At 72.1% G+C, this 20639-nt stretch carries 16 protein-coding genes; 9 read left to right on the top strand and 7 right to left on the bottom strand.

The features are described 5' to 3' along the window. Nucleotides 1-3: 3 nt before the first annotated feature. Nucleotides 4-936: an alpha/beta hydrolase fold domain-containing protein gene (locus GFD30_RS15760; protein WP_227996422.1), complete on the bottom strand. Its 933-nt coding sequence runs from the start codon at nt 934-936 to the stop codon at nt 4-6. Between the two features lie 358 nt (nt 937-1294). On the opposite strand from GFD30_RS15760, the gene GFD30_RS26325 reads away from it, so the two are divergent. The 3 genes from GFD30_RS26325 to GFD30_RS15745 all read left to right on the top strand — a co-directional run bounded on the left by GFD30_RS26325 (nt 1295) and on the right by GFD30_RS15745 (nt 4163). After that, the gene (locus GFD30_RS26325) at nt 1295-2236 is read left to right on the top strand and encodes a nucleoside hydrolase (RefSeq protein ID WP_194201991.1); all 942 of its coding nucleotides are present in this window, start codon (nt 1295-1297) and stop codon (nt 2234-2236) included. A gap of 176 nt (nt 2237-2412) precedes the next feature. Then, nucleotides 2413-3336 carry an ABC transporter ATP-binding protein gene (locus GFD30_RS15750; RefSeq protein WP_153026157.1) on the top strand — a complete coding sequence of 308 codons (924 nt, stop codon included), beginning with the start codon at nt 2413-2415 and terminating at the stop codon, nt 3334-3336. Beyond that, nucleotides 3333-4163 carry an ABC transporter permease gene (locus GFD30_RS15745; protein WP_153026156.1) on the top strand — a complete coding sequence of 277 codons (831 nt, stop codon included), beginning with the start codon at nt 3333-3335 and terminating at the stop codon, nt 4161-4163. The genes GFD30_RS15750 and GFD30_RS15745 overlap by 4 nt, the downstream gene beginning before the upstream one ends. A 40-nt stretch (nt 4164-4203) precedes the next feature. Here the strand turns inward: GFD30_RS15745 and GFD30_RS15740 are convergent, their stop codons facing one another. Beyond that, nucleotides 4204-5379, bottom strand: a complete 1176-nt coding sequence (locus GFD30_RS15740) for a damage-control phosphatase ARMT1 family protein (protein ID WP_322633293.1) — start codon at nt 5377-5379, stop codon at nt 4204-4206. 290 nt (nt 5380-5669) lie between these two features. Here GFD30_RS15740 and GFD30_RS15735 point away from each other — a divergent pair, with 290 nt between their 5' ends. The 6 genes from GFD30_RS15735 to GFD30_RS15710 all read left to right on the top strand — a co-directional run bounded on the left by GFD30_RS15735 (nt 5670) and on the right by GFD30_RS15710 (nt 13296). Next, on the top strand, nt 5670-6944 hold the full coding sequence (locus GFD30_RS15735; protein WP_227996420.1) for an ABC transporter substrate-binding protein: 1275 nt from the start codon (nt 5670-5672) through the stop codon (nt 6942-6944). 76 nt (nt 6945-7020) lie between these two features. Continuing rightward, entirely contained in the window at nt 7021-7908 is an 888-nt protein-coding gene (locus GFD30_RS15730; protein ID WP_407649066.1) for a carbohydrate ABC transporter permease, read from the top strand. Beyond that, on the top strand, nt 7905-8828 hold the full coding sequence (locus tag GFD30_RS15725; protein ID WP_153026154.1) for a carbohydrate ABC transporter permease: 924 nt from the start codon (nt 7905-7907) through the stop codon (nt 8826-8828). The genes GFD30_RS15730 and GFD30_RS15725 overlap by 4 nt, the downstream gene beginning before the upstream one ends. Continuing rightward, the gene (locus tag GFD30_RS15720; RefSeq protein ID WP_322633292.1) at nt 8829-11438 is read left to right on the top strand and encodes a beta-galactosidase; all 2610 of its coding nucleotides are present in this window, start codon (nt 8829-8831) and stop codon (nt 11436-11438) included. It begins immediately after the preceding gene. Nucleotides 11439-11461: 23 nt separating this feature from the next. Beyond that, complete coding sequence (locus GFD30_RS15715; protein WP_153026153.1) at nt 11462-12688, top strand: ROK family transcriptional regulator; 1227 nt, start codon at nt 11462-11464, stop codon at nt 12686-12688. A 140-nt stretch (nt 12689-12828) separates the two neighbouring features. Beyond that, nucleotides 12829-13296 carry an SRPBCC family protein gene (locus tag GFD30_RS15710; protein ID WP_153026152.1) on the top strand — a complete coding sequence of 156 codons (468 nt, stop codon included), beginning with the start codon at nt 12829-12831 and terminating at the stop codon, nt 13294-13296. Between the two features lie 26 nt (nt 13297-13322). Here the strand turns inward: GFD30_RS15710 and GFD30_RS15705 are convergent, their stop codons facing one another. The 5 genes from GFD30_RS15705 to GFD30_RS15685 form a co-directional block, all read right to left on the bottom strand. Continuing rightward, nucleotides 13323-14000, bottom strand: coding sequence for a haloacid dehalogenase type II (locus tag GFD30_RS15705; RefSeq protein WP_153026151.1), 678 nt, complete (start codon nt 13998-14000; stop codon nt 13323-13325). A gap of 40 nt (nt 14001-14040) precedes the next feature. After that, nucleotides 14041-15111 carry a LacI family DNA-binding transcriptional regulator gene (locus GFD30_RS15700; RefSeq protein ID WP_153026150.1) on the bottom strand — a complete coding sequence of 357 codons (1071 nt, stop codon included), beginning with the start codon at nt 15109-15111 and terminating at the stop codon, nt 14041-14043. A 148-nt stretch (nt 15112-15259) separates the two neighbouring features. Then, a complete protein-coding gene (locus GFD30_RS15695; RefSeq protein WP_153026149.1) occupies nt 15260-16546 on the bottom strand; it encodes an ABC transporter substrate-binding protein in 1287 nt (428 codons plus the stop codon). A gap of 127 nt (nt 16547-16673) precedes the next feature. Continuing rightward, on the bottom strand, nt 16674-18365 hold the full coding sequence (locus GFD30_RS15690) for a DUF2264 domain-containing protein (protein WP_153026148.1): 1692 nt from the start codon (nt 18363-18365) through the stop codon (nt 16674-16676). Between the two features lie 58 nt (nt 18366-18423). Next, nucleotides 18424-20622 carry a rhamnogalacturonan lyase family protein gene (locus tag GFD30_RS15685; protein WP_194201990.1) on the bottom strand — a complete coding sequence of 733 codons (2199 nt, stop codon included), beginning with the start codon at nt 20620-20622 and terminating at the stop codon, nt 18424-18426. Nucleotides 20623-20639 lie beyond the last annotated feature (17 nt).

Below are 20639 nucleotides of genomic sequence, written 5' to 3'. Positions count from 1 at the left end.
GGGTCAGCCCTTGAGGCCCCGGGCCATGAACGCGATGGACTCCTCGATCTCGTGCACGCGCGGCGGGTGGTTCAGGTGCCCGTGGGTCATGCCTGCCGCCAGGTAGGACTCGACCGGGACGCCGACCTCGGCGAGCTGGCGCTCGAGGAGCTCGGCCGAGCCGCGCAGGTCGTCGTACTCGGAGACGACGATCCACGTCGGCGGCAGCCCGTCGAGGCGGGCCGCGCCCGGGAGCGCGTCCGGCGGGACGTCGCTGATGCGGCCGACGTAGTTGCGGACCATCGTCTCGACGCCGGCGGCGTCGAACCGGAACGGGAGTGCGGCCATCTCCGGGTACAGGTCGAGGTCGAGCGCCGGGTTCGGGTAGTGCGCGAACGGGTAGGCGAGCAGCAGCGCGTCGGCCTCGCGCGGCCCGGTGTCCCTGGCGCGCAAGGCGGTTGAGACCGCCAGCGCGGCTCCGGCGCTGGCGCCGCCGAGCCCCAGCGGCGCGTCGGCGAACTCCTCGAGCCCGGCGAGCCAGGACCACGCGGTGTGGACGTCGTCGATCGGGAACGGGTAGAGCACCCGCTCGCCGTCGGCGAGGCGGTAGTCGACGGAGACGACGAAGGCGCGGGCGCGGCGGGCGAGCTCGATGGCGACGATGTGGCCTTCGGGCATGTCGAGGTCGCCGTGGCGGAAGCCGCCGCCGTGGCACCAGAGGACGGCGCCGTCGAGCGCGCCTTCGGGCCGGTAGGTGCGGACCGGGACGGGCCCGTGGGGGCCGGGGACCGCTGCGTCCTCGATGGCGATGCCGGCGGCGTCCCAGCCTTCGTCGAGGCGGCGGTACTCGTCCATGAACCGCTGGGCGCGCGCCTCCTGCTCGGCCTCGGTGCCGCCCCCGGCGCGTGCTTCGTCGAGGCCGCGGAACATCGCGGTGAAGTACTCGTGGACCGGCATGGGGACCTCCTGCGGCGGGGTAGGGATGTCGGCAACCAGTTTCCACCGTCCACCCAGTGGACGCGCGGGGGCCGGGTCCCTCGGCCGGCGGCGGGCGCCGGCGGCCGGACCGGCCCGCGCCGCGAGCCTGTTCGGCCACGGCGGGTCCGTCGGGCCGTCGCGACAGCGGCGGTCTCCCGCACCACGGTGGGATCGGTGCGCGTGCCGGCCGGCACGATCGCGGCGGGGTCGCGCGCATGGCCGCTCAGGCCGCGCCGCGATTGGAGGCGGGGGCCGCATCGCCGCGGTCACCGCGACCGGCGGACCGGACGCGTCGCTACGCTCGGAACACCATGCCCAGCAACGAAGGAGCGCGACGATGAGGTTCGTACTCGACTGCGACACCGGATCCGACGACGCCATCGCGATCCTCGCCGGCGTCGGACACCCCGGGCTCGAACCGGCGGCCGTGACCACCGTGAACGGCAACGTGGCCCTCGAGCACGTCACCGACAACACGCTGCGCGCGCTCGACCTGGCCGGCGCCGGGGTGCCGGTGTACGCGGGGGCGGCGCGGCCGCTCATCCGGCCGGACCTGCCCATCCCCCGGGACGTCCTCAACAAGGACAGCGCGTTCCAGCAGCACGGGCTCGGGCTGCCCGAGGCGGTCTCGGCCGTGCGCGAAGGGCACGCGGTGCCGTTCCTGGTGGACTTCTTCATGGACGCGGCGAACGCGGACGCGACGCTGGTGGCGACCGGGCCGCTCACGAACATCGCGCTCGCGCTCGCGCTCGAGCCGCGACTGGCCGAGCGGATCCCGCGGCTGGTGCTCATGGGCGGCGCGCACGGCAACGGCAACGTGACCGCCGCGGCCGAGTTCAACTTCTGGGCCGATCCCGAAGCGGCCGAAGCGGTCCTGAGCACAGGGCTGCCCGAGGTGGTGATCGTGCCGCTCGACGCGACGCACAGCGCGCCGCTCACCGGACCGGACTGCGACGAGCTCGAGCAGCTCGGCACCCCGGCCGCGGCCGCCGCGGCGGCGCTCATCCGGCACCGCCTCGAGCACGACCAGGCGTCGCCCTCGCACGAGCCGTCCACGCCCGTCCACGACCCGATGTGCCTCGCCTACCTGGTGCGCCCCGACCTGTTCACCGCGACGGTGCGGGCGCACGTGAGCGTCGAGACCGCCGGGGCCCGCACGCTCGGGCAGCTCCTGGTCGACACCCGGCCGTGGCGGCCCGAACCCGCGAACGCGACGGTCGCGCTACAGGCGTCGGGCACGGTGTACCGGGCGTTCCTCCGTGAGGCTCTCGGGTCCTGACGGCCCCCGACCGGCCGCGCCTCAGCGTCCGCGCGTAGGCGCGGATACGACCCAGGTACGACTCCGGCCCCCGCAAGACCCGCGCTCAGGCCCACGCGGTGAGAGGCGCGCGTCCGTAGCGTCGAATCCATCAGGCCGCGATGCCGCTGCGGCCCGGAGGAGACGAGGGAACCGCGATGATCGAAGCGCGCGAACTGACCAAACGCTACGGCGACAAGACCGTGGTCGACCGCCTGAGCTTCACCGTGAAGCCCGGCGAGGTGACCGGGTTCCTGGGCCCCAACGGGGCCGGGAAGTCCACCACCATGCGGATGGTCCTGGGCCTGGACGCCCCCACGGCCGGCGAGGTCCACGTCAACGGCCGCTCCTACGCGGGGCACGCCGCCCCGCTCCACGAGATCGGCGCGCTGCTCGAGGCCAAGTCCGTCCACCCCGGACGGTCCGCCGTCGGCCACCTGACGGCGCTGGCGCAGACGCACGGCATCGGCCGCAGACGCGTCGACGAGGTCATCGACCTCGCCGGGCTCGGCAGCGTGGCGCACAAGCGGGTCGGCGCGTTCTCGCTGGGCATGGGCCAGCGCCTCGGCATCGCCGCCGCGCTGCTGGGCGACCCCGAGGTGGTCATGCTCGACGAGCCGGTGAACGGCCTCGACCCCGAAGGGGTGCTGTGGATCCGGAACCTGCTGGCGCAGCTCGCGGGCGAGGGCCGGGCGGTGCTCCTGTCCTCGCACCTGATGAGCGAGACCGCGCAGGTCGCCGACCACCTCATCATCATCGGCCGCGGCCGGCTCCTGGCCGACACGAGCGTGGCAGACCTGGTCGAGGCGTCGCTGGGCGGCGTCAGGGTCGGCACCGACGAGGCCGCGCGGCTGGGGCCGCTGCTGGCGGGGCCGGGTGTCAGCGTCACCTCGTCGGGGGACGGGGAGCTCCAGGTCGCCGGCCTCAGCGCCCGCGAGATCGCCGCCGTGGCGCTGCGGCACGGCGTGCTGGTGCACGAACTCACGCCCACGGGCGTCTCCCTGGAGGAGGCGTTCATGGAACTCACCCGGGACGAGCTGGAGTACCAGAGCGCCCCCGCCAGTGGAAGGACCGAACGATGACCGCCATCGCCGCCGAGACCCGCCGCACCGCCGTCAAGCGGGTGACGTTCCCGCGGGTGCTCCTGTCGGAGTCGACCAAGTTCCGCACGCTCCGGTCCAGTTGGATCACGTTGGGGCTCAGCCTGGTCCTCCTGGCCGGGTTCGGGGCGATCGCCGCGTACACGTACAGCCCCGGCGGGGCCGGGGTGACCGACGGCCCGCCCGGGATCGCCGGGCGCCCCCTGGACGCGGTGAGCCTGTCGCTCATGGGCCTGTCGTTCGCGTCGCTGGTGGCCGGGGTGCTCGGGGTGCTCATGAGCGCCGGCGAGTACTCCACGGGCATGATCCGGTCGACGCTCGCCGCGGTGCCCAAGCGGCTGCCGGTGCTGTGGGCGAAGGCCCTGATCGCCTTCGGCGCGGTGTTCGCGGTGACCGCGGCCGGCGCGTTCCTCGCGTTCCTGATCGGGACGGTCGGGCTCGACGGCGAGGCGATCGCGCTGACGCTCGGCGACGACGGGGTCGTGCGCAGCCTCTTCGGCGCGGGCCTCTACCTGGGCCTGGTCGCGGTGTTCGGCGTCGGGCTGGGGACGCTGCTGCGCTCACCCGCGGGCGGCATCGCGTCGCTGGTCGGCGTCCTGCTTCTGCTGCCGGGGCTGTCGCAGCTCCTGCCGGACTCGTGGGAGGACACGCTCACCCCGTACCTGCCGAGCAACGCCGGCGGCGCCGCGTACGCCCTGACCCAGGCCGAGGGCGCGCTGACGCCGGGCGAGGGCCTGGCGGTCTTCGCCGGATGGGTTGCGGTGACGCTCATCGGGGCCGCGTTCCGGCTCAAGCGCGCCGACTGCTGAACCGGTGCGGCAGCCCCGGGGCCGCGGCCCCGGGGCTCTGTCAGTCGTGTCCGGGGTGCACCTGGATCACGGCCTTCGTGCCGGTGAGGCGCCAGTCGGGCGCCTCGGCGTCGAGCTTCGCAAGGCGGGCGGGGTCGACGCCGACGGCGAGGTCGGACTTGGCGGTGCGGAGCGCGGCCACCGGGCCCGGGAAGTGGCCGGCGGCCTCGGCGAACGGGGTGGTCGGGTCCCACTGGAGATCCCCGACGAGGCGGCGGTAGTTGAGGTCGCCCTTGAGGATCACGAGCTTGGCGGCCGCGAACTCCTCGGCGAGGTCGCTCGGGAGCGTCCGGTAGTCGGTGGGGTGGACGTAGGCGCCGTGGGTGCGCAGGCGGAGCCATCCCATGCGGACGGCGTCCCGCAGGCGCCGGGCGAGGTCGCGGACGGCGGCGTGCGGGTCGCGGTCGAGGGCGTTCAGGGTGGCGACGACGTCCTGCCCGGTGGCGTCGGAGACGAAGTACGGGTGCGGTTTGAGGTGGAGCTCGACCGGGCCGGTCGCGGTCTCCAGGAGGTGGTCGACGAGGGCGAGGTCGGCGGTGATCTCGCGGCCGGCGTTGTCGGCGACGACGATGACCGGCGCCTCGCCGGGGGCCTCGGCCAGGTCCCAGAGGGCCTCGGACTCGTCGGCGACCAGGTCGCCGACGCTGGTGTCCGCGCCGGGGTTGTTGGTGCGGAAGCCCAGGTCGGCCTGGTTGCCCCAGAGGGAGGCGAGGAGGATCGCGCGGCGGCGGTCGGCGGCGGAGGCGTCGCTCAGCGCGGCGTAGGCGTCGAGGTCGGCGCGCAGTTCGGGGCCGTCGAGCTGGGCGTGCTTCTGGGGGGCGAAGGGGTCGACGCCGCACCATGGGCTGTCGTAGTGGTGGTATTCGACGGCGCGCAGGAGGCGGCGGTAGAAGTACGACTCGGCCCACAGGAACGGCAGGGACTCCCACGGCTGGCCGATGCGGGCCGAGACCTCCAGGTGCCAGGTGTGGATCTCGGGGCCGCCGGGGGTGCGCGGCGGGACGGTGCCGGTGAGGGACTCGGCGAGGAGCGCCTCGAGGGCCTCGGCGATGTGGGGCGGGTAGGGGAAGTCGCCGAGGAGGTTGTCGACGAGCACCGGGTGGCGCTCGTGGAAGACCGAGCGGCTGAAGGAGCCGGGGAGGTCGATGCCGATGGGCGGGGGCAGTTCGGGTCGCACTGTCCACTCCGTTCAACTCGCGGGACCACGCCATGATCGCACCGCCGGGATCGCGTGCTCCAGCGGTGCCGCCCTGTGGCCGTTCGGGCCGCACTGTCCCGCTTGGGATGTGACGCACGGCATTCCCCCGATAACGCTTGTATCGGTCAACCGGTCCGCTACCAGGGGCGAGGTTGCTCGAATCGTTATCTACGCCGGTCTATCCAACCATTTATCTATGGGTTAGATTTACCCCCGTCTCAACCCCGTGCCGACGGTGTAGTCGGCGCAAGACAGAGAGAGGCCGAGACATGGAGAACAAGATTCGCCGGCGCACCCTCGCGAAGGCCGCCGCGACGGCTTCGCTGGCGGCGCCCGTGCTGGCGGCGTGCGGTTCCGGCGACGACGACGGCAGCGGTCCCCTGAAGATGGTCGTCTGGGGCGGCGACCTCGACAAGGAGACCTACCAGGCGCGCATCGACTTGTTCGAGGCCGAGAACCCCGACATCAAGATCGAGCTCCAGCTGATCCCCTCGGACCAGTACGAGCAGAAGGTCCAGACGATGATCGCCGGCGGCGACGGCCCCGACATCATGCAGGTCGCCGAGGGCGTCAACACCTACTCCTCGAAGAGCCAGATCCTGCCGCTCGACGAGTACGCGAAGGACGCCGGCCTCGACCTGGAGCAGCGCTTCGGTCCCGTGGGCAACCTGTACTCCTACGAGGACAAGGTCTACGCGATCCCGGACCGCTCCGGCGCGATGATCGTCTACTACAACAAGGACCTGTTCGACGCCGCCGGCGTCGAGTACCCGACGGCCGAGTGGACCCAGGAGGACGCCCAGGCCGCCATGGAGAAGCTGACGGTCGCCGGCACCCAGTGGGGCTACGGCGGCGCCGGCTGGTGGCCGCAGTGGTGGAGCTTCGCCTACCAGAACGGCGGGCAGATCATCGACGACGGCGGCAACCCGACCGCCAACTCCCCCGAGGTCGTCGCGGCGCTCCAGTGGGCCAACGACCTCGCGCACGTCCACCACTTCGTGCCCACCGCCGCCGAATACGCGGACATGGGCCCCGACATGGGCGGCGACCCCGCCTTCGCGGCGGGCAAGGTCGCGATGAACACCACCGGCTTCTGGGCCATCGGCGGTCTCCTGGAGGCCGACATCAACTGGGACATCGCCCCGCTGTGGCGCGGCGCCCAGCAGGCCGTCTCGGCCTTCGGCTCCGGCCTGGCCATCTCGCGCGACGCGGCCGACCCCGCGAAGGCGTTCAAGGCGATCGAGTTCCTCACCGGCGCCGACGCGCAGGAGCTCATCATCGACAAGGCCCAGGACGTCCCGGCCAACCTCGAAGTGCAGCAGTCCGACGCGTTCCTGGCGCCGTCGTGGGCGACCAAGCCCATCAACATGGCCGCGTTCGGCGAATCGGCCGAGTTCATCTTCCGCGCGCCGTTCATCCCGCAGTGGAACGAGATGCAGGCCGCGTTCAACGACAACCTCGGCACGTTCTGGAACGAGGGCGGCGACGCCCAGACCGAGTTGGACAAGATCCAGACGCAGCTCGAGTCGATCATCACCGATTAGGGCCTGAAACATGTCGAAGACCATCGACGAAGCCCCCGGCGCGGCGCGCACCGTGCGCCGCGCCGGGAGGCGCAGCATGTCGTCGCGCAGCAAGAAGGAAGCCTTCTACTTCTGGCTCTTCATCTCGCCGTGGCTGATCGGGTTCGTGGGGTTCCTCCTGGGCCCGATGATCGCGTCCGTGTACATCTCGCTGACCGAGTGGGACTCGTTCACCCCGCCCGAATGGGTCGGCCTGGACAACTACGCCAAGGCGCTCACCGAGGACCCGATCTTCTGGAAGGCCCTCGGCAACACCTTCTACTACGCGCTCGTCTCGGTGCCCCTGGGCCTGGTCATCGGCGTGTGGCTCGCGAACCTGCTGAACAAGCGGGTCCGGGGGCGCAAGCTCTTCCGCACCTTCATCTACCTGCCCACGCTGGTGCCGCTCGTGGCGACCGCGATGGTCTTCAAGATGGTGCTGGCACCCTCCGGCCCGCTGAACGACCTGCTCGGGTGGTTCGGGATCCAGGGACCGAACTGGCTGCTCGACCCCACCTGGGTCAAGCCCGCGCTCATCGTGCTGTCCGCCTGGGGCGCCGGCGGGGCCACGGTGCTCCTGCTGTCGGCCATGAACGGCATCCCGCGCGAGCTCTACGAGGCGGCCGAGATCGACGGGGCCGGCGCCTGGCGCCAGTTCTGGGCGGTCACGTTCCCGCAGATCACCCCGGTCATCTTCTTCAACCTGATCATGGGCCTCATCGGGGCGTTCCAGATCTTCTCGCAGGTGTACATCCTCACCGCCGGCGGTCCCGACAACGCGAGCCAGATGATGGTCCCGCTGCTGTTCCGCGAGGCGTTCTCCTTCTACCACTTCGGATACGCGTCGGCGGTCGCCTGGCTGCTGTTCCTCGTCATCCTCGCGTTCACGCTCATCGCGTTCCGCACGTCCCGCAGCTGGGTCTTCTACGAGCAGGAGGTGAAATGACCGGTCTCGCTTCACAGGTGCCGGCCCGCGCCGGCGCCGAGCGCAAACGCCGCGAGCGCGAGCCGCGCCTGCTGTCGGCGTTCAAGGCGTCGCCCGCGACCTACGCGGTGCTGCTCATCGTCTCGGCGGTCTTCTTCGTCCCGTTCATCCTCATGGTCTCGATCTCGCTCTCGAGCGACCTGACCAGTTCCCAGAACGCGTTCACCGTCATCCCGACCGAGTTCGAGTGGCGGAACTTCACCGAGGTGTTCACCGCGACCGGCCTGCCGGTCGGGCGGTTCGTCCTCAACTCGGTCCTCATCGCCACGCTCTCGGCGGTCGGCCAGGTGCTCTCGTCCTCGCTCGTCGGCTACGCGTTCGCGCGGCTGCGGGCCCCCGGCAAGGGCGTCATGTTCATCATCGTGCTCGCCACCATGATGATCCCCTCCCAGATCACGATGATCCCGCAGTTCCTGCTGTTCAAGGAGCTCGGCTGGGTCAACACGTACCTGCCGCTGATCATCCCGAACTTCTTCACCAACGCGTTCAACGTGTTCCTGGTGCGGCAGTTCGTCTCCCGCATCTCCGGGGAGCTCGACGAGGCGGCGCAGATGGACGGCCTCGGCTACTTCGGCGTCTACCGCAGGATCATCCTGCCGATGATGTGGCCGATCCTCACGGCGATCGCGATCTTCACGCTCACGCACGCGTGGGGCGACTTCATGGGCCCGCTCATCTACCTCAACTCCGAGGAGTCGATGCCGCTGGCACTCGGACTCCAGTACATGACGGGGACGAGCAACGAGATGCAGCTGCCGCCGTGGAACCTGGTCATGGTCGGGTCGATCATCCTGACGCTCCCGATGATCGCCATCTACTACCTCGGCCAGAAGTACCTCTACGAAATGAACCTCCAAGGCGGAAGTGCAGGAGTGAAGTAAGTGACTGACCTGTCCACATCGGCGCTCGTGAACGGCACGGACGCCGGCGGCACCGCCGAGCTCCGCCCCACCGGGCTGGTGCTCGACGGCCGCGAGGAGGCGCTGCTGTGCGCGTCGCTGTTCTACTTCCGGCTCCCGAGGGAGACCTGGGAGGCGCGGCTCGCGCAGGTCCGCGCCACCGGCTACCGCGCGATCGACGTCTACCTGCCGTGGAACTTCCACGAGACCGCCCCCGGCGCATGGGACTTCACGGGACGGCGCGACGTCGGGGCGTTCCTCGACCTCGCGCACGAGGCCGGCCTCGCGGTCATCGCCCGGCCCGGGCCGTACATCTGCTCCGAATGGGACGGCGGCGCGCTGCCGGCGTGGCTGGGCCTCGACGAGGACCTGCGCCTGCGCCAGGCCGAGCCGCGCTTCCTCGAGCAGGTCCGCGGCTGGTTCGACCGGGCGATGCCGCTCCTCGCCGAGCGCCAGTGGGGCCGCGGCGGCGCGGTCGCGGCCGTCCAGCTCGAGAACGAGCTGGACTTCTTCGACACCGCCGACCGGCACGCGTACATCGGCGCGCTGCGGGACATGGCGAGGGAGCACGGCATCGAGGTGCCGCTCATCGCCTGCGCCGGCCAGGGCGACCTGAACGGCGCCACCGGCGGCGCCGAGGGCGTCGCGCCCGCGTTCAACTTCTACCCCGACGACCGCTCGCCGTTCGTCGAGGCCGAAGTGCGCCGCTACGCCGACCTCGTCGCCGAGCAGGGCCTGCCGCTGCTGGTCACCGAGACCAACCGCAGCCACGCCACGCTCCGCCGCCTGCTCGTCAGCGGCGCCACGCTGATCGCGCCGTACCTCCAGGCGTCCGGGTACGACTTCGGGTACACGCCGTCGGTCGGCAACTGGGGCGACCCGGGCGGGTTCATGACCCACGACTACGACTTCGGCGGCTACCTCTCCCCCGTGGGCGAGGCGCGGCCCGAGACCGCCGAGGCCCGCGTGCTCACCGCGTTCGCGCGCACGCTCGGCCCGGCCCTCGCCAGGGCCCGCACCACCGAAGCCGAAGGCGTCCAAGGCGTCTCGGTGACCACCAGCGCCTCGCCGTCGCGGCTCGTCCTCGACGGCGGCGGCACGGTCACCGGCGTCCCGAACCTCACCGAGGAACCGGGCACGGCGACGGTCGAGGTCGGGGACCACTTCCCTGTCACGTTCGCGCTCGCACCGCGTTCGTGCGCGCTCGTGATCCAGGATCTGCCGCTGGACAGGTTCGGTCTCGAGGGAACCTTGAAGTTCGCGTCCGCGGATCTCATCGGCGCCGGGCCGGAGGGACTTCAGTTCGCTTCGCGCACTTCGAGTCGCGTCGCGCTCGCGAACGGTCCGGGCGTCACGTTCGTGGAGCTCGACGCGCCGGTGCCGGGCGCTCCGGTCCGAGTCGCCACGAGCATGAACGGCATCCGGATCATGGTCCTCCACCCCGAGGACGTCGCCGACCCGCGCGGCGCGAAGGCCGAGATCTCGGCAGCTCCAAGCGAACCCGAGGCCGTCACCGCGGCCGTCAAACTGGACCTGGCGGCCCGCTCGGGCGAGACGACCGCGCACGACCTGCCGCCGGCCTCCGAGGCCGTCGGCGTCTACCGCGGCCGCACGCACTACGCGACCGTGCTCGACGGCGTCGACGAGCTGCTCATCGAAGGCGCGGCCGACATCGTCGACCTCGCCCTCGACGGCGAGGCGCTGCCGTCCAAGGTCGTCTACGGGGCCACGATCACCGTGCCGACCGCGGGGAAGACCGCGTTCACCGCGACCGTGGAGACCTGGGGCCACTGCAACTTCGACGACACGCGCCTCCCGGGCCTCGCGCTCGGGTCGCTCCGCGGCCTCGGCCGGGTCTGGGCCGTCGCCGGACGCGAGGACGTCCATGCACTGTGGACGGTCGACGGCGGGGAGCAGTGGGCCGGCGACCCCGCGCCCGTGCGGAGCCTCGGCGGCTGGAGCAGCACCCGCATCGGACGTCCGGCGACCTACCGCCGCGCGCTCCCGGTCGACGGCATCGGCCACTACGCCTTCCACATCGAAGGACTCACCGTTCCCGTCGAGGTCGACGTGGACGGCGAGACGCGCATGGTCAGCCCGATCGACCCGTGGGTCCACCTCGCCCCCGGCGAGGGCCGCCAGGTCGCGGTCACCGCACCGCACTGGCCCGGATCGGGCGGCGGCGCCGAACTGCTCCGCCTCGCACCCGTCGAGGGCTGGCAGGTCGAGGCCCAGCCGGACACCGCGATCCTCGGGCTGGCCGGGCACGGCGCCGAAGGTCTCGCCGTCGAGCTGCCGCTCGACCTCGCCCCCGGCGAGGAGACCTGGCTCGACGTGGCCGTCCCGCCCGGCGGGCGGTCGCTCCGGTTCGAAGGCGAGCAGGTCCGCCTGAGCGCCTTCGCCCACGGCGAACTCCTGGGCCGCGTCTGGCTGGAGGACCCGCACCGCCCGCGGTTCACCGGCGGCGATCCGGGTCGACTGTGGATCCCCGCCGGATGGAACTCCGGTACCGTCAGGTTGCTGGTCCGCGGCACCGCGGGAGGCGCGCAGCCGCGCCTCGCGCGCGTGACCGCCGCCGCCGCCCCGGAGTAGACCGCAGCCCCCCAGGAGAACCGATGGCCCCCACCAGGCGCACCTCGCGCGACATACGCAGCGAATCGCGGCTCGACGTGCTGCACGCGCTGCTCGCCGCGGGCGAGACGACCCGCAACGAGCTCGCGCGCACCACGGGCCTGAGCACCGCGACCGTCGCCACGGTCGTCAGCGACCTGCTCTCGGGCGGGATCGTCACCGAGGCCCGCGTCGCGAGCGGACGCGTCGGGCGGCCCACCACCCTCCTGCGGCTCAACCAGGACCGCGGCCGCATCGTCGGCGTCGACGTCGCGGAGACGTACATCAGGGCGGTCGTGTTCGACGCCGCCCTCGATGAGACCGCCTCCGCCGAGATCGCCGCCGACGAGCGGCACGACGAGACCGAAGAGGTCGTCGACGGCATCGCCCGCGCCGTCGACGCCGCGCTCGCGCAGGCGGGCACGCCGCGGGGCGAGGTGCTCGGGGTCGGCATCTCGCTCCCCGGCTCCATGCAGCGCTGGGGCGGCGCGGCGCCCGTCATGCCGAACGCGGCCTGGCGCCACGTCGACCGGCTCCGCGAACGCCTCGACCTGCCGATCGTGATCGACAACCCGCTCAAGGCCATCGCCACCGCGGAGCTGTGGTTCGGCGAGGGCCGCCGGCACTCGAGCACCATCACCGTGAACCTCGGGACCGGCGTCGGCGCCGGGATCATCCTCAACGGCGCGATCCTGCGCGGCGCCACCAACTTCGCGGGCGAATGGGGCCACAGCCTCCTCGCCCTCGACGGCCGCGCCTGCCGGTGCGGGCGCAACGGCTGCGTCGAGGCGTACGTGGGCGCGCTGGGCATCCAGCAGACCCTGGGAGCGATCGCCCCCGGGCACCCGCTCGCGGCGGTGCCGCTCCAGCGTGACTTCATCGACGCCCTCGCCGCCGCGCTGGAGCCGCCCGAACCGGACCCGGCCGTCACCGAGACGATCCGGCTCACCGCCCGCTACCTAGGGGCCGCGCTCGCCGACCTCGTCGCGATCGTCAATCCCGAGACGATCACGCTCACCGGCTGGACCGTGTGGGCCCTCGGCGACCACCTGGTGCCGGCCGTGCGCCGCAGCGTCGTCGAGGAGGCGCCCGGGGACGCGGCCGCCGACCTGGAGGTCCAGGTGTCGACCGTGCGCGGCAACTCGGTGGCCACCGGGATCGCGACGATCGCGCTCGAACGCTTCCTCAGCGACGTCGGCCTCGTCACCACCCGGGTCCCCACCGCCCTGTAGGGCCTGGCCCGAGGGCCGGAAGCGGCTGCGACCCGGAGCCGCGGCGCGGGCCCAGGTGTGCGGCGAACGGCCGCGGGGTAACCCCGGACCGGAAGACGACGCGCCGACCGGCGCGTTCCGCGACCGAAGGAGGATGTGCCTTGAGCACCATCACCGAATCAGTCGACGTTGAAGTCCCGGTCTCAACGGCGTACAACCAGTGGACCCAGTTCGAGACCTTCCCGTCCTTCATGGAGGGCGTCGAGGAGGTCCAGCAGATCGGGGACACGCTGACGCACTGGCGCACGAGCATCGGCGGGGTCACCCGCGAGTTCGACGCCGCCATCACCGAGCAGCACCCCGACGAGCGGGTGGCCTGGAAGTCCGTCTCCGGGCCGGTCCACGCGGGCGTCGTCACGTTCCACCGCCTCGACGACGCCACCACGCGCGTCACGGCGCAGATGGAGATCGACCCTGAGGGCTTCGTCGAGAAGGCGGCCGACAAGATCGGCGTCCTCGACCGCCGCGTCAAGGGCGACATGCGGCGCTTCAAGGACTTCATCGAGCACCGCGGCGGCGAGACCGGCGGCTGGCGCGGCGACGTCGAACCGCCCGGCATTCCGACCTGACCCGTCGGCCGGCCCGCGGGCCGGGACTAGTCCGCTTCGAGAGCCTCGGCGAGTTCGCCGAGGCTCTCGGCGTGCCGGTCGAAGGCGTCCCCCGGCGCGGGCGGGTCGCCGACCGGGCGGCGGAGGTAGGCCGTGCGCATCCCGACGCCCTGGGCACCGCGCAGGTCCCAGGCGTGGGCGGCGACCATGAGCAGGCGCTCGGGCGGGCAGCCGACCGCTTCGACGGCGAGCCGGTACACCTCGGGCGCGGGCTTGTACGTGCGGGCGTCCTCGGCCGAGAGCGCCTGGTGCCATCGCAGGCCGGCGTTGGCGCTCAGGTGCAGGAGCGCGGCCCGGTTCGCGTTCGACAGGGCCAGCACCGGGTACCGGCGGGCGAGCCGCTCGAGGCCCGCCGCCGAGTCGTCCCAGGCGGGGTGGCGCCGGCCGGCGGAGGCGAGCCGGGCGAGGGCGGCCGCGTCGGTGACCCCGGCGCGCTCGGCGACGGCGCCGGCGGCTTCGCTGTCGATGGCGTCGGCCGTCGCGAAGGGCCGCTCGCCCTTGACGATGCGGTCCTGCTCGCGTTCGACGTGGCGCTGCCACAGGTCGAGCAGCGCATCGGTGTCGGCGTCGGGCGCGGCTTCGCGGATGGCGTCCGCGAGCCCGCGGGCCTCGTCGACCATGGTGCCCAGGACGTCGAAGACGACGGCCTCGATGTGCGCGGTCATGTCCGATCCTTCCGTTGCGTCGGAGGCGATTGTGCCACTGCTATGCGGGGACGACGGGGCGGACCGAGCCGCGGATGACCAGATGGGCGCCGAGGACCGTGTGCGGGGGCGGGCCGCCGTTGCGGGCGTGCTCGAGGGCGAGGCGCACGGCGGTGCGGCCGAGCTCCTCGTGGGGCTGGTAGACGGTGGTGAGGTCGATGTCGGCGGCGGGAGGGAGGTCGTCGAAGCCGACGAGGGAGACGTCGCCGGGGACGGTGAGGCCGCGTTCGAGCAGGGCCTGGCGGGCGCCGGCGGCGATCTGGTCGTTCGCGGCGAACACGGCGGTGAAGTCGGGCGCTCCGGCGGCGAGGCGCTCCTGCATCATCCGGTAGCCCTCGAAGCGCTCGAAGGTGCCGTCGGCTTCGAGGCCGGGGTCGTGCGGGACGCCGTAGGCGGCCAGGGCGCCGCGGTAGCCCTCGATGCGGGCGTCGGCGGTGGTGTAGCCGGGGCGGCGGCCGAGGTAGAGGATGCGCCGGTGGCCGTTGGAGAGCAGGTGGCCGGTGGCGGCGAAGGCGCCGCCGGTGTTGTCGTACTCGACGACGACGGCGGGGGCGTCGGGGCCGAGCGGCGGCCGGCCGCACAGGACGAGCCGCGAGCCGATCGCCGCGAGCGCGTGGGCGTAGCGGCTCATGCGGGCGCGGTACTCGTCGTCGGCGTTGACGTTGCCGACGAGGATGACGGCCTCGGGGTGCTGCTCGCGCATGAACTGGACCATGGCGAGTTCGCGTTCGGCGTCGCCGCCCGTGGTGCCGATCTGGCAGAGGCGGGCGTCCTCGGCGGCCTGGGTCTGGACGCCTTGGGCGACATGGGCGTAGTGGGGGGAGATCACCGAGTTGACGATGATGGCGATGCTCTTGCGGGTGGTGCCCTGGAGTGCGCGGGCGTGGTGGTTGGCGACGTAGTCGAGTTCTTCGACGGCGCGCATGACCTTGGCGCGGGTGGCGGGGGCGGCCGGGTAGGTGCCGGAGAGGATGCGGGAGACGGTGGCGACGGAGACGCCGGCGCGTTCGGCGACCTCGCGGATGGTGGTGTGGCGCTTGCCGTCGCCGGTGCTGGTCCCTTTGCGCGCCAAGCTGTCCGCCTTTGCTTCAGGGTTTTCTGAGAACGGTTCCTGAAACAATGATTCCCCGCGGGCGGCGGCGTGTCAAGTTCGGGGCCGCGGTGGGGCGCGGTCGGGCGGGGAGCGGCCCCTCATCGTCGCTCCCCGCCCCGGGGACGGCTTACTGCTCGCTGGCGAAGAGCGTCTCGGCTTCGGTGAAGAAGAGGTCGGCGGCTTCGGCGGCGGTCATCTCGCCGTACTGGACCTGCTGGTAGATCTCGGTGAACTTGGCTTCGATGGCGCCGGCGGCGGCGGGCGGCACGACCGGCGCGCCCGCGAGGTGCTGCTCGACGCCGGCCTCGTAGTCCAGGACGAGCTGCGACGCCTCGTCGAGTTCGACGCTCTCCAGGGCGGCGGTGGTGGACGGGATGCCGCGGTTGGTGCCGAGGATCGCGGCGGCCTCGGGGTCGCCGAGGAGGAACTCGATGAGCTTGGCGGCCGGTTCGGGCTGCTCGGAATTGGCGGCGATGACGAACTGCATCGAGGGCCGCAGGTGGAGGGCGAGGTTGGCCGGGTCGGCGGTGGGCGGGGCGATGATGCCGAGCGTGCCGCCGCTCTCGGTGATCGTGGGCCAGTAGCCGTTGATTGCGGTGTCCCAGCGCATCTCGGTGGCGACGGTGCCGGCGGCGACGCCGGGCGCGTTCTCGGCGGCCGCCTCCTCCGGGGAGGGGACGGAGCCGTCGGCCTGGAGCGGCGCCGCGAGGCTCCACCATTCGGCGAGCTGCTCGCGGGTGAAGTTGAGGCTCGCGGCGTCGTCGGAGTAGAAGCTGCCGCCCTGCTGGCGCAGCCAGAGTTCGGCGAGGAGGTAGGAGCCGGTCCAGTCGCTGCCGCCCCAGCGGCCGTCGCCGAGGGCGCCGGTGAGGGTCCGGACGAGTGCGGCGTAGTCGGTCCAGGAGTAGCCGGTCTCGGGCACGGGGATGCCGTACTCCGCGAACCAGTCCGGGCGGTAGATGAGGCCGAAGACGTTGGTGCCGACCGGGACCGCGATGAGCTGCCCGTCGAGTTCGGCGGTGTCGAGGACGCCGTCGCGGAAGGCGGCGGTGTCGACGAGGTCGTCGAGGGGCATGAGCATGCCGTTGCCGCCGAACTGGCGCAGGCGCGGGTAGTCCATCTGGAAGACGTCGGGCAGGTCGCGGGAGGCCATGCGGCCGGTGAGGCTCTCCCAGTAGGCGGGGTAGTCGGCGAAGTTGGTGGTGACCTTGATGCCTTCGTTCTTCTGCATGAAGAGATCGACGGCCTGCTTGGTGACCTCGGCGCGGGCGTCGTCGCCCCACCATTCGAAGGTGATCTCGACGGGGTCGTCGGCGGTGCCGGCGGGCCCGTCGTCGCCGCAGGCGGTGGCGGCGGCGAGGGCGGCGGTGGCGGTGGTGCCGGTGAGGAGGGTCCGGCGGCGGATCGGGCTGCTCATCGTTGAACTCCTTTGTGAGGGATGGGGGTTGGGATCGTCGTAGTTAAATCGTTTTAACTTTCAATGCGGCCACCTTAGAACGCGCTTTCAGCGGCTGTCAAGGCGGCCGGTCCGGTTCGGGCCGCGCTCACTCCCTTCCGGCGAAGAACCGGGCCCGGTAGACGTGCCGGCCGGGGCCGAGCTCGCCGGTGAGCACCGGCAGGACCGTTGCGGGCCAGTACAGGTGGGTGCCGGGCATGGGCCAGACGAGTCCGGCCCGGCGGTTCCCGCCGTCGTCGAGGGCCTCGCTGCGGATGCCGCGGGAGACGGCGGCGGCGCGGTCGTCGGCCACGGCGGTCTCGCTGCCGTCGCGCGGCACGCACCAGCCGCCTTCGCCGGTGCGCAGGCGCCGGCCGGTCTCGATGACGTGGGTCCGGGTGTGCCAGCCGTCCTCGAACGCCTCGAGCACCGAGGTGACGGTGACGTCCTCCCAGGGCCGCCAGACGGTCGTGAGGCGGCCGCTCCAGTCGATCGCGCAGGAGTCGGCGTCCTCGCGGCCGCGCCAGTGGACGCCGTCCTCGGAGAGCACGAGCGCGCCGTCGGGGGCGGCGGCCTCGAGGCCGGGACCGTCGACGGCGTGGGAGAAGCCGGCGAGCGAGGAGTAGGCCAGGCGCGCGTAGGTGTCGCGGCCGCCGCGCATCTTCGCGCGCCAGGACTGGCCGTTGAGGCGGGTGACGTTGCCGCCGGCGTCGCGCACATGGACCGATGCCGCGGCCGGGTCCGCCTCGGTGACCGGCCCCGGGACCGCCGCCTCGGTGGTCCAGAAGGGATGGTCGGCCGGGGCGAGGAGGCCGGTGAAGACCTTCGCGGCCCACCACGGGGACCCGGCGGTGAGGTACTGCTCGACGAGGGCGTCGTTCGGGTAGCCGTAGCCGACCGTCAGGCGGTGGTCGGGGGTGAGGATCGGCTTGTCCCACCACCATTCGAGCAGGCGGCGGCTGAAGCCCGCGGCCTCGGCCCACGGGACGGCCTCCACGTCGGCGGCGGCCAGCGCGCCCCACAGCGACCCTTGGGCGAAGCGGTAGCCCATGCTGCGCCCGTAGGGGACGGCCGCGCCGTCGGCGGCGAACCAGGAGCGGAAGCTGCGGGCGAAGTCGGCGGCGGGTCCGACGAACCGGTCGTCGCCGCCGATCCGGTAGTGCAGCAGTGCGTAGGTGTGGAAGGCGAACGGGTTGTAGTAGTCGACCCGGCCCTGGGGGCCGTCCTTGAAGGCGCCGCCGCCGAGGTGGAACTCGCCGATGCGGTCGAGGTGGGCCTCGGCCACGGCCGGGTCGCGGTCGGCGCCGACCGCGTCGAGGCCGTGGCCGGCGAAGACCGGGAAGTAGTGCCAGTTGTTGTCAACCACTCCGGTCCTGTACGCCTGCGAGAGCCAGGCGACGGTGTGGTCCTTCGCCTTGGGCTCCAGGGGCTCCCAGAGTTTCTCGGGGACGGTGGCGAGGGCCCAGCCGACGGCGGCGGCCTCGACGCAGCGCTGGTCGCCGTCGCCGAAGTCGCCGGCGTACCAGTCGTCGCCGGGGTCGAGGGCCCGGGAGAGCGTCGCGGCGAGGGCGTCCCAGAGGTCGTCCGGGACCGCCTCGGCGGCTGCGGCCAGGCCCCACAGCGGGCGGGTGAGCAGTTCGAACCAGTTCTCGCGGTGGGAGTGGTTCGACATGGTCACCGGCATCGCGTCCGGTCCTTCGGCGGCGAGCGCCACCGCGGGCCGTCCGAGGGCGGTCGCGGCGGCCTGCCATCCGGTGCGGGTCTGGTCGAGCGGGCCGAAGGCCCGCAAGGGAGTGGTCACAGGGTTCAGTCCATGGGGTCGGGCGGGGCCGCCGGGGAGGCGGCGGCCCCGCGGTCGGTCAGTAGGTGATCGGCGGCCGGGGCGGGGTGGGCATGCCCGAGCCGAGGTAGTAGTCGGTGTGGTGGGACTGCATGTAGCCCTTGACGGTCATGTCGTTGCGGTAGGCCGGGTTGTGGGCCAGGGTGTACAGCCGGATGTCGCTCGGCTGATCGGTGGTGAAGACGAGCAGCTCGTCGTAGGAGCCGTTCGGGAGCACGACCTCCTCGCGCCAGTCGCCGAAGACGTCGGCGATGAGCGTGGGCTGGCTGCGCGGTCCGAGGACCCCGCCGTAGTTCCAGGTGGATTCCAGCCGCGGCAGGCTGCCGCTCGGGGTGGGGTTGTTCCAGTCCCACTGCTCGATCTTGCCGGCGTTGAACAGCTCCATGGTGATGTCGCCGTCCCACCACAGGCCCATCTGCGGCCAGGGTGCGTTGCCGCTGTCGGTGGTGAGCCGGTTGGCAGAGGCGTTGTAGAGGCCGTCGAAGGACCAGACCTCCATGCCGGGGAAGCGGGGGTCGATGTCGCCGGCCATGCCGCGGCCGACGTCGGCGGTGCCGCTGAGGGTGTGCTTCCAGATCATCTGGCCGGTCGCGGCGTCGTAGTAGTACTCGCGCAGGCCGCTCGGGTTGTTCTGCTGGACGCCGTAGCCTTCGAGGCCCGGGTTGGCCGGGTCGATGTCGGCGATGTGGAACCGGTCGCCGTGGATGACGCCCTGCGAGCCCAGTGAGTACTTGAGAGTGCCGTCGCCGTTGAGCACGAATCCGATCTCGGCGAACTCGTCGGTGCCGTTCCCGTCGACGTCGATGCAGCGGCTGTTGTGGCCGTCGGGGTGGTTCCCGTTGCCGCGCAGCCACTTCCATTGCATGTCGACGTTGGCGCCGTCGAACTCCCAGGCGGTGACCATAAGGTTGAATCCGCCGTTGCCGATCCGGTTCTTCATGAACGCGACCAGGCTCGGCGTGGTGCCGTCGAGGTGGCAGGCGACGAACCTGGCGTACATGGGGCCGTCGGAGAGGTAGTCGGTCGGCACCTTCGCCGAGTCGCGCAGCGCGCCGGTCCGCCCGTCGAGGATGGCGATGAACTGCTCGTTGTCGTTGGCGTGGTTGAACCTGGTGCCGTCGCCGAACGTCACGCCGTCGGCGATCCTGACCGCGACCTCGGATCGGCCGTCGCCGTCGAAGTCGTAGACGGTGACGCCGTCGTTGTGGCCGACGTTGATGGTGGACGAGCCGCCTTCGATGTTGTTCTGGTCGGTGCTGTTGGGCCCCATGTCGACTTCCCAGAGGAAGTCGCCGTCGCTCGAGTACGCCTCGATCGACTGCGGGGAGGTCTGGCGGTCGACCACGTAGTCGTATTCGCCGTCGCCGTCGAGGTCGCCGACCCAGGTGAAGTGGATCGGGCCGCCGTCACGCAGGGGGATGCGGACGATCGGTTCATCGGCGTGGTTGGCGGTCAGCGTGAACGAGCCGCTTGCGGCCTGCTCGGACCCGTTGACGACGGGGGTGACGCGGTAGGCGTTGGACTGCGTGAGGTTCGCGGTGGTGTCGGTGTAGTTGGTCCCGCCGGTGAGGACTTGGCTGTTGAGCTTCGTCCATGAGCCCCCGGCGGCAGAGCGGTAGACGTTGAAGCCGATGCCGGTGGGATCGAGCCCGAGCAGGCGCCAGCTGACCAGGACGTTGCGGCCGTTGCGCACGGCGACGACGCCGCGGCCGAGGTCCTCCATCTGGCGGGAGCCCTCGGCCGGGCCGCCGCCGATGACGACGTCGAGGTAGTCGATGTTGGCGAGGCCCGAGGCGGTGGTGGCGACGAGCCGCACGGTGTTGGCGCCGGCCTTCACCGGCACGGTGAGCGTGGTGCCCGACCAGGAGTTCCATGCGCCGGTGCTCGGGAACCCGAGGCCGGCCCGGACGGTCGAGCCGTTGACCTGGACGTCGGCGGCGCGGGTGTCGCTCCCGCCGTTGGCGTGGCCGATCTCGATGGTCGCGTCGCCCGCCTGGGGCGCGTTGAAGGTGAACGCGACCGCGGTGCCGGCCGCGTTGGGGGTGTTGCAGAAGCCGTCTCCGGAGTACCCGGAGTGGTTCGTGTCGACCGTGCCTTCGCAGGTGGCGGGCGAGCGCTCCGCCTCGTACCTGCCGTCTTGGGCGTGCGAGGTCGCGGCGTTCACCGCGAAGCCCGCGGCGGCGGTCGCCAGGGCGACCGCGACTGCGGTGATCTTCAATCGCGAACGCCGGGTTC

The organism is Glycomyces albidus, from assembly GCF_009451885.1.
GTDB lineage: Bacteria > Actinomycetota > Actinomycetes > Mycobacteriales > Micromonosporaceae > Glycomyces > Glycomyces albidus.
This window is presented reverse-complemented; position numbering and strand designations above follow the sequence as displayed.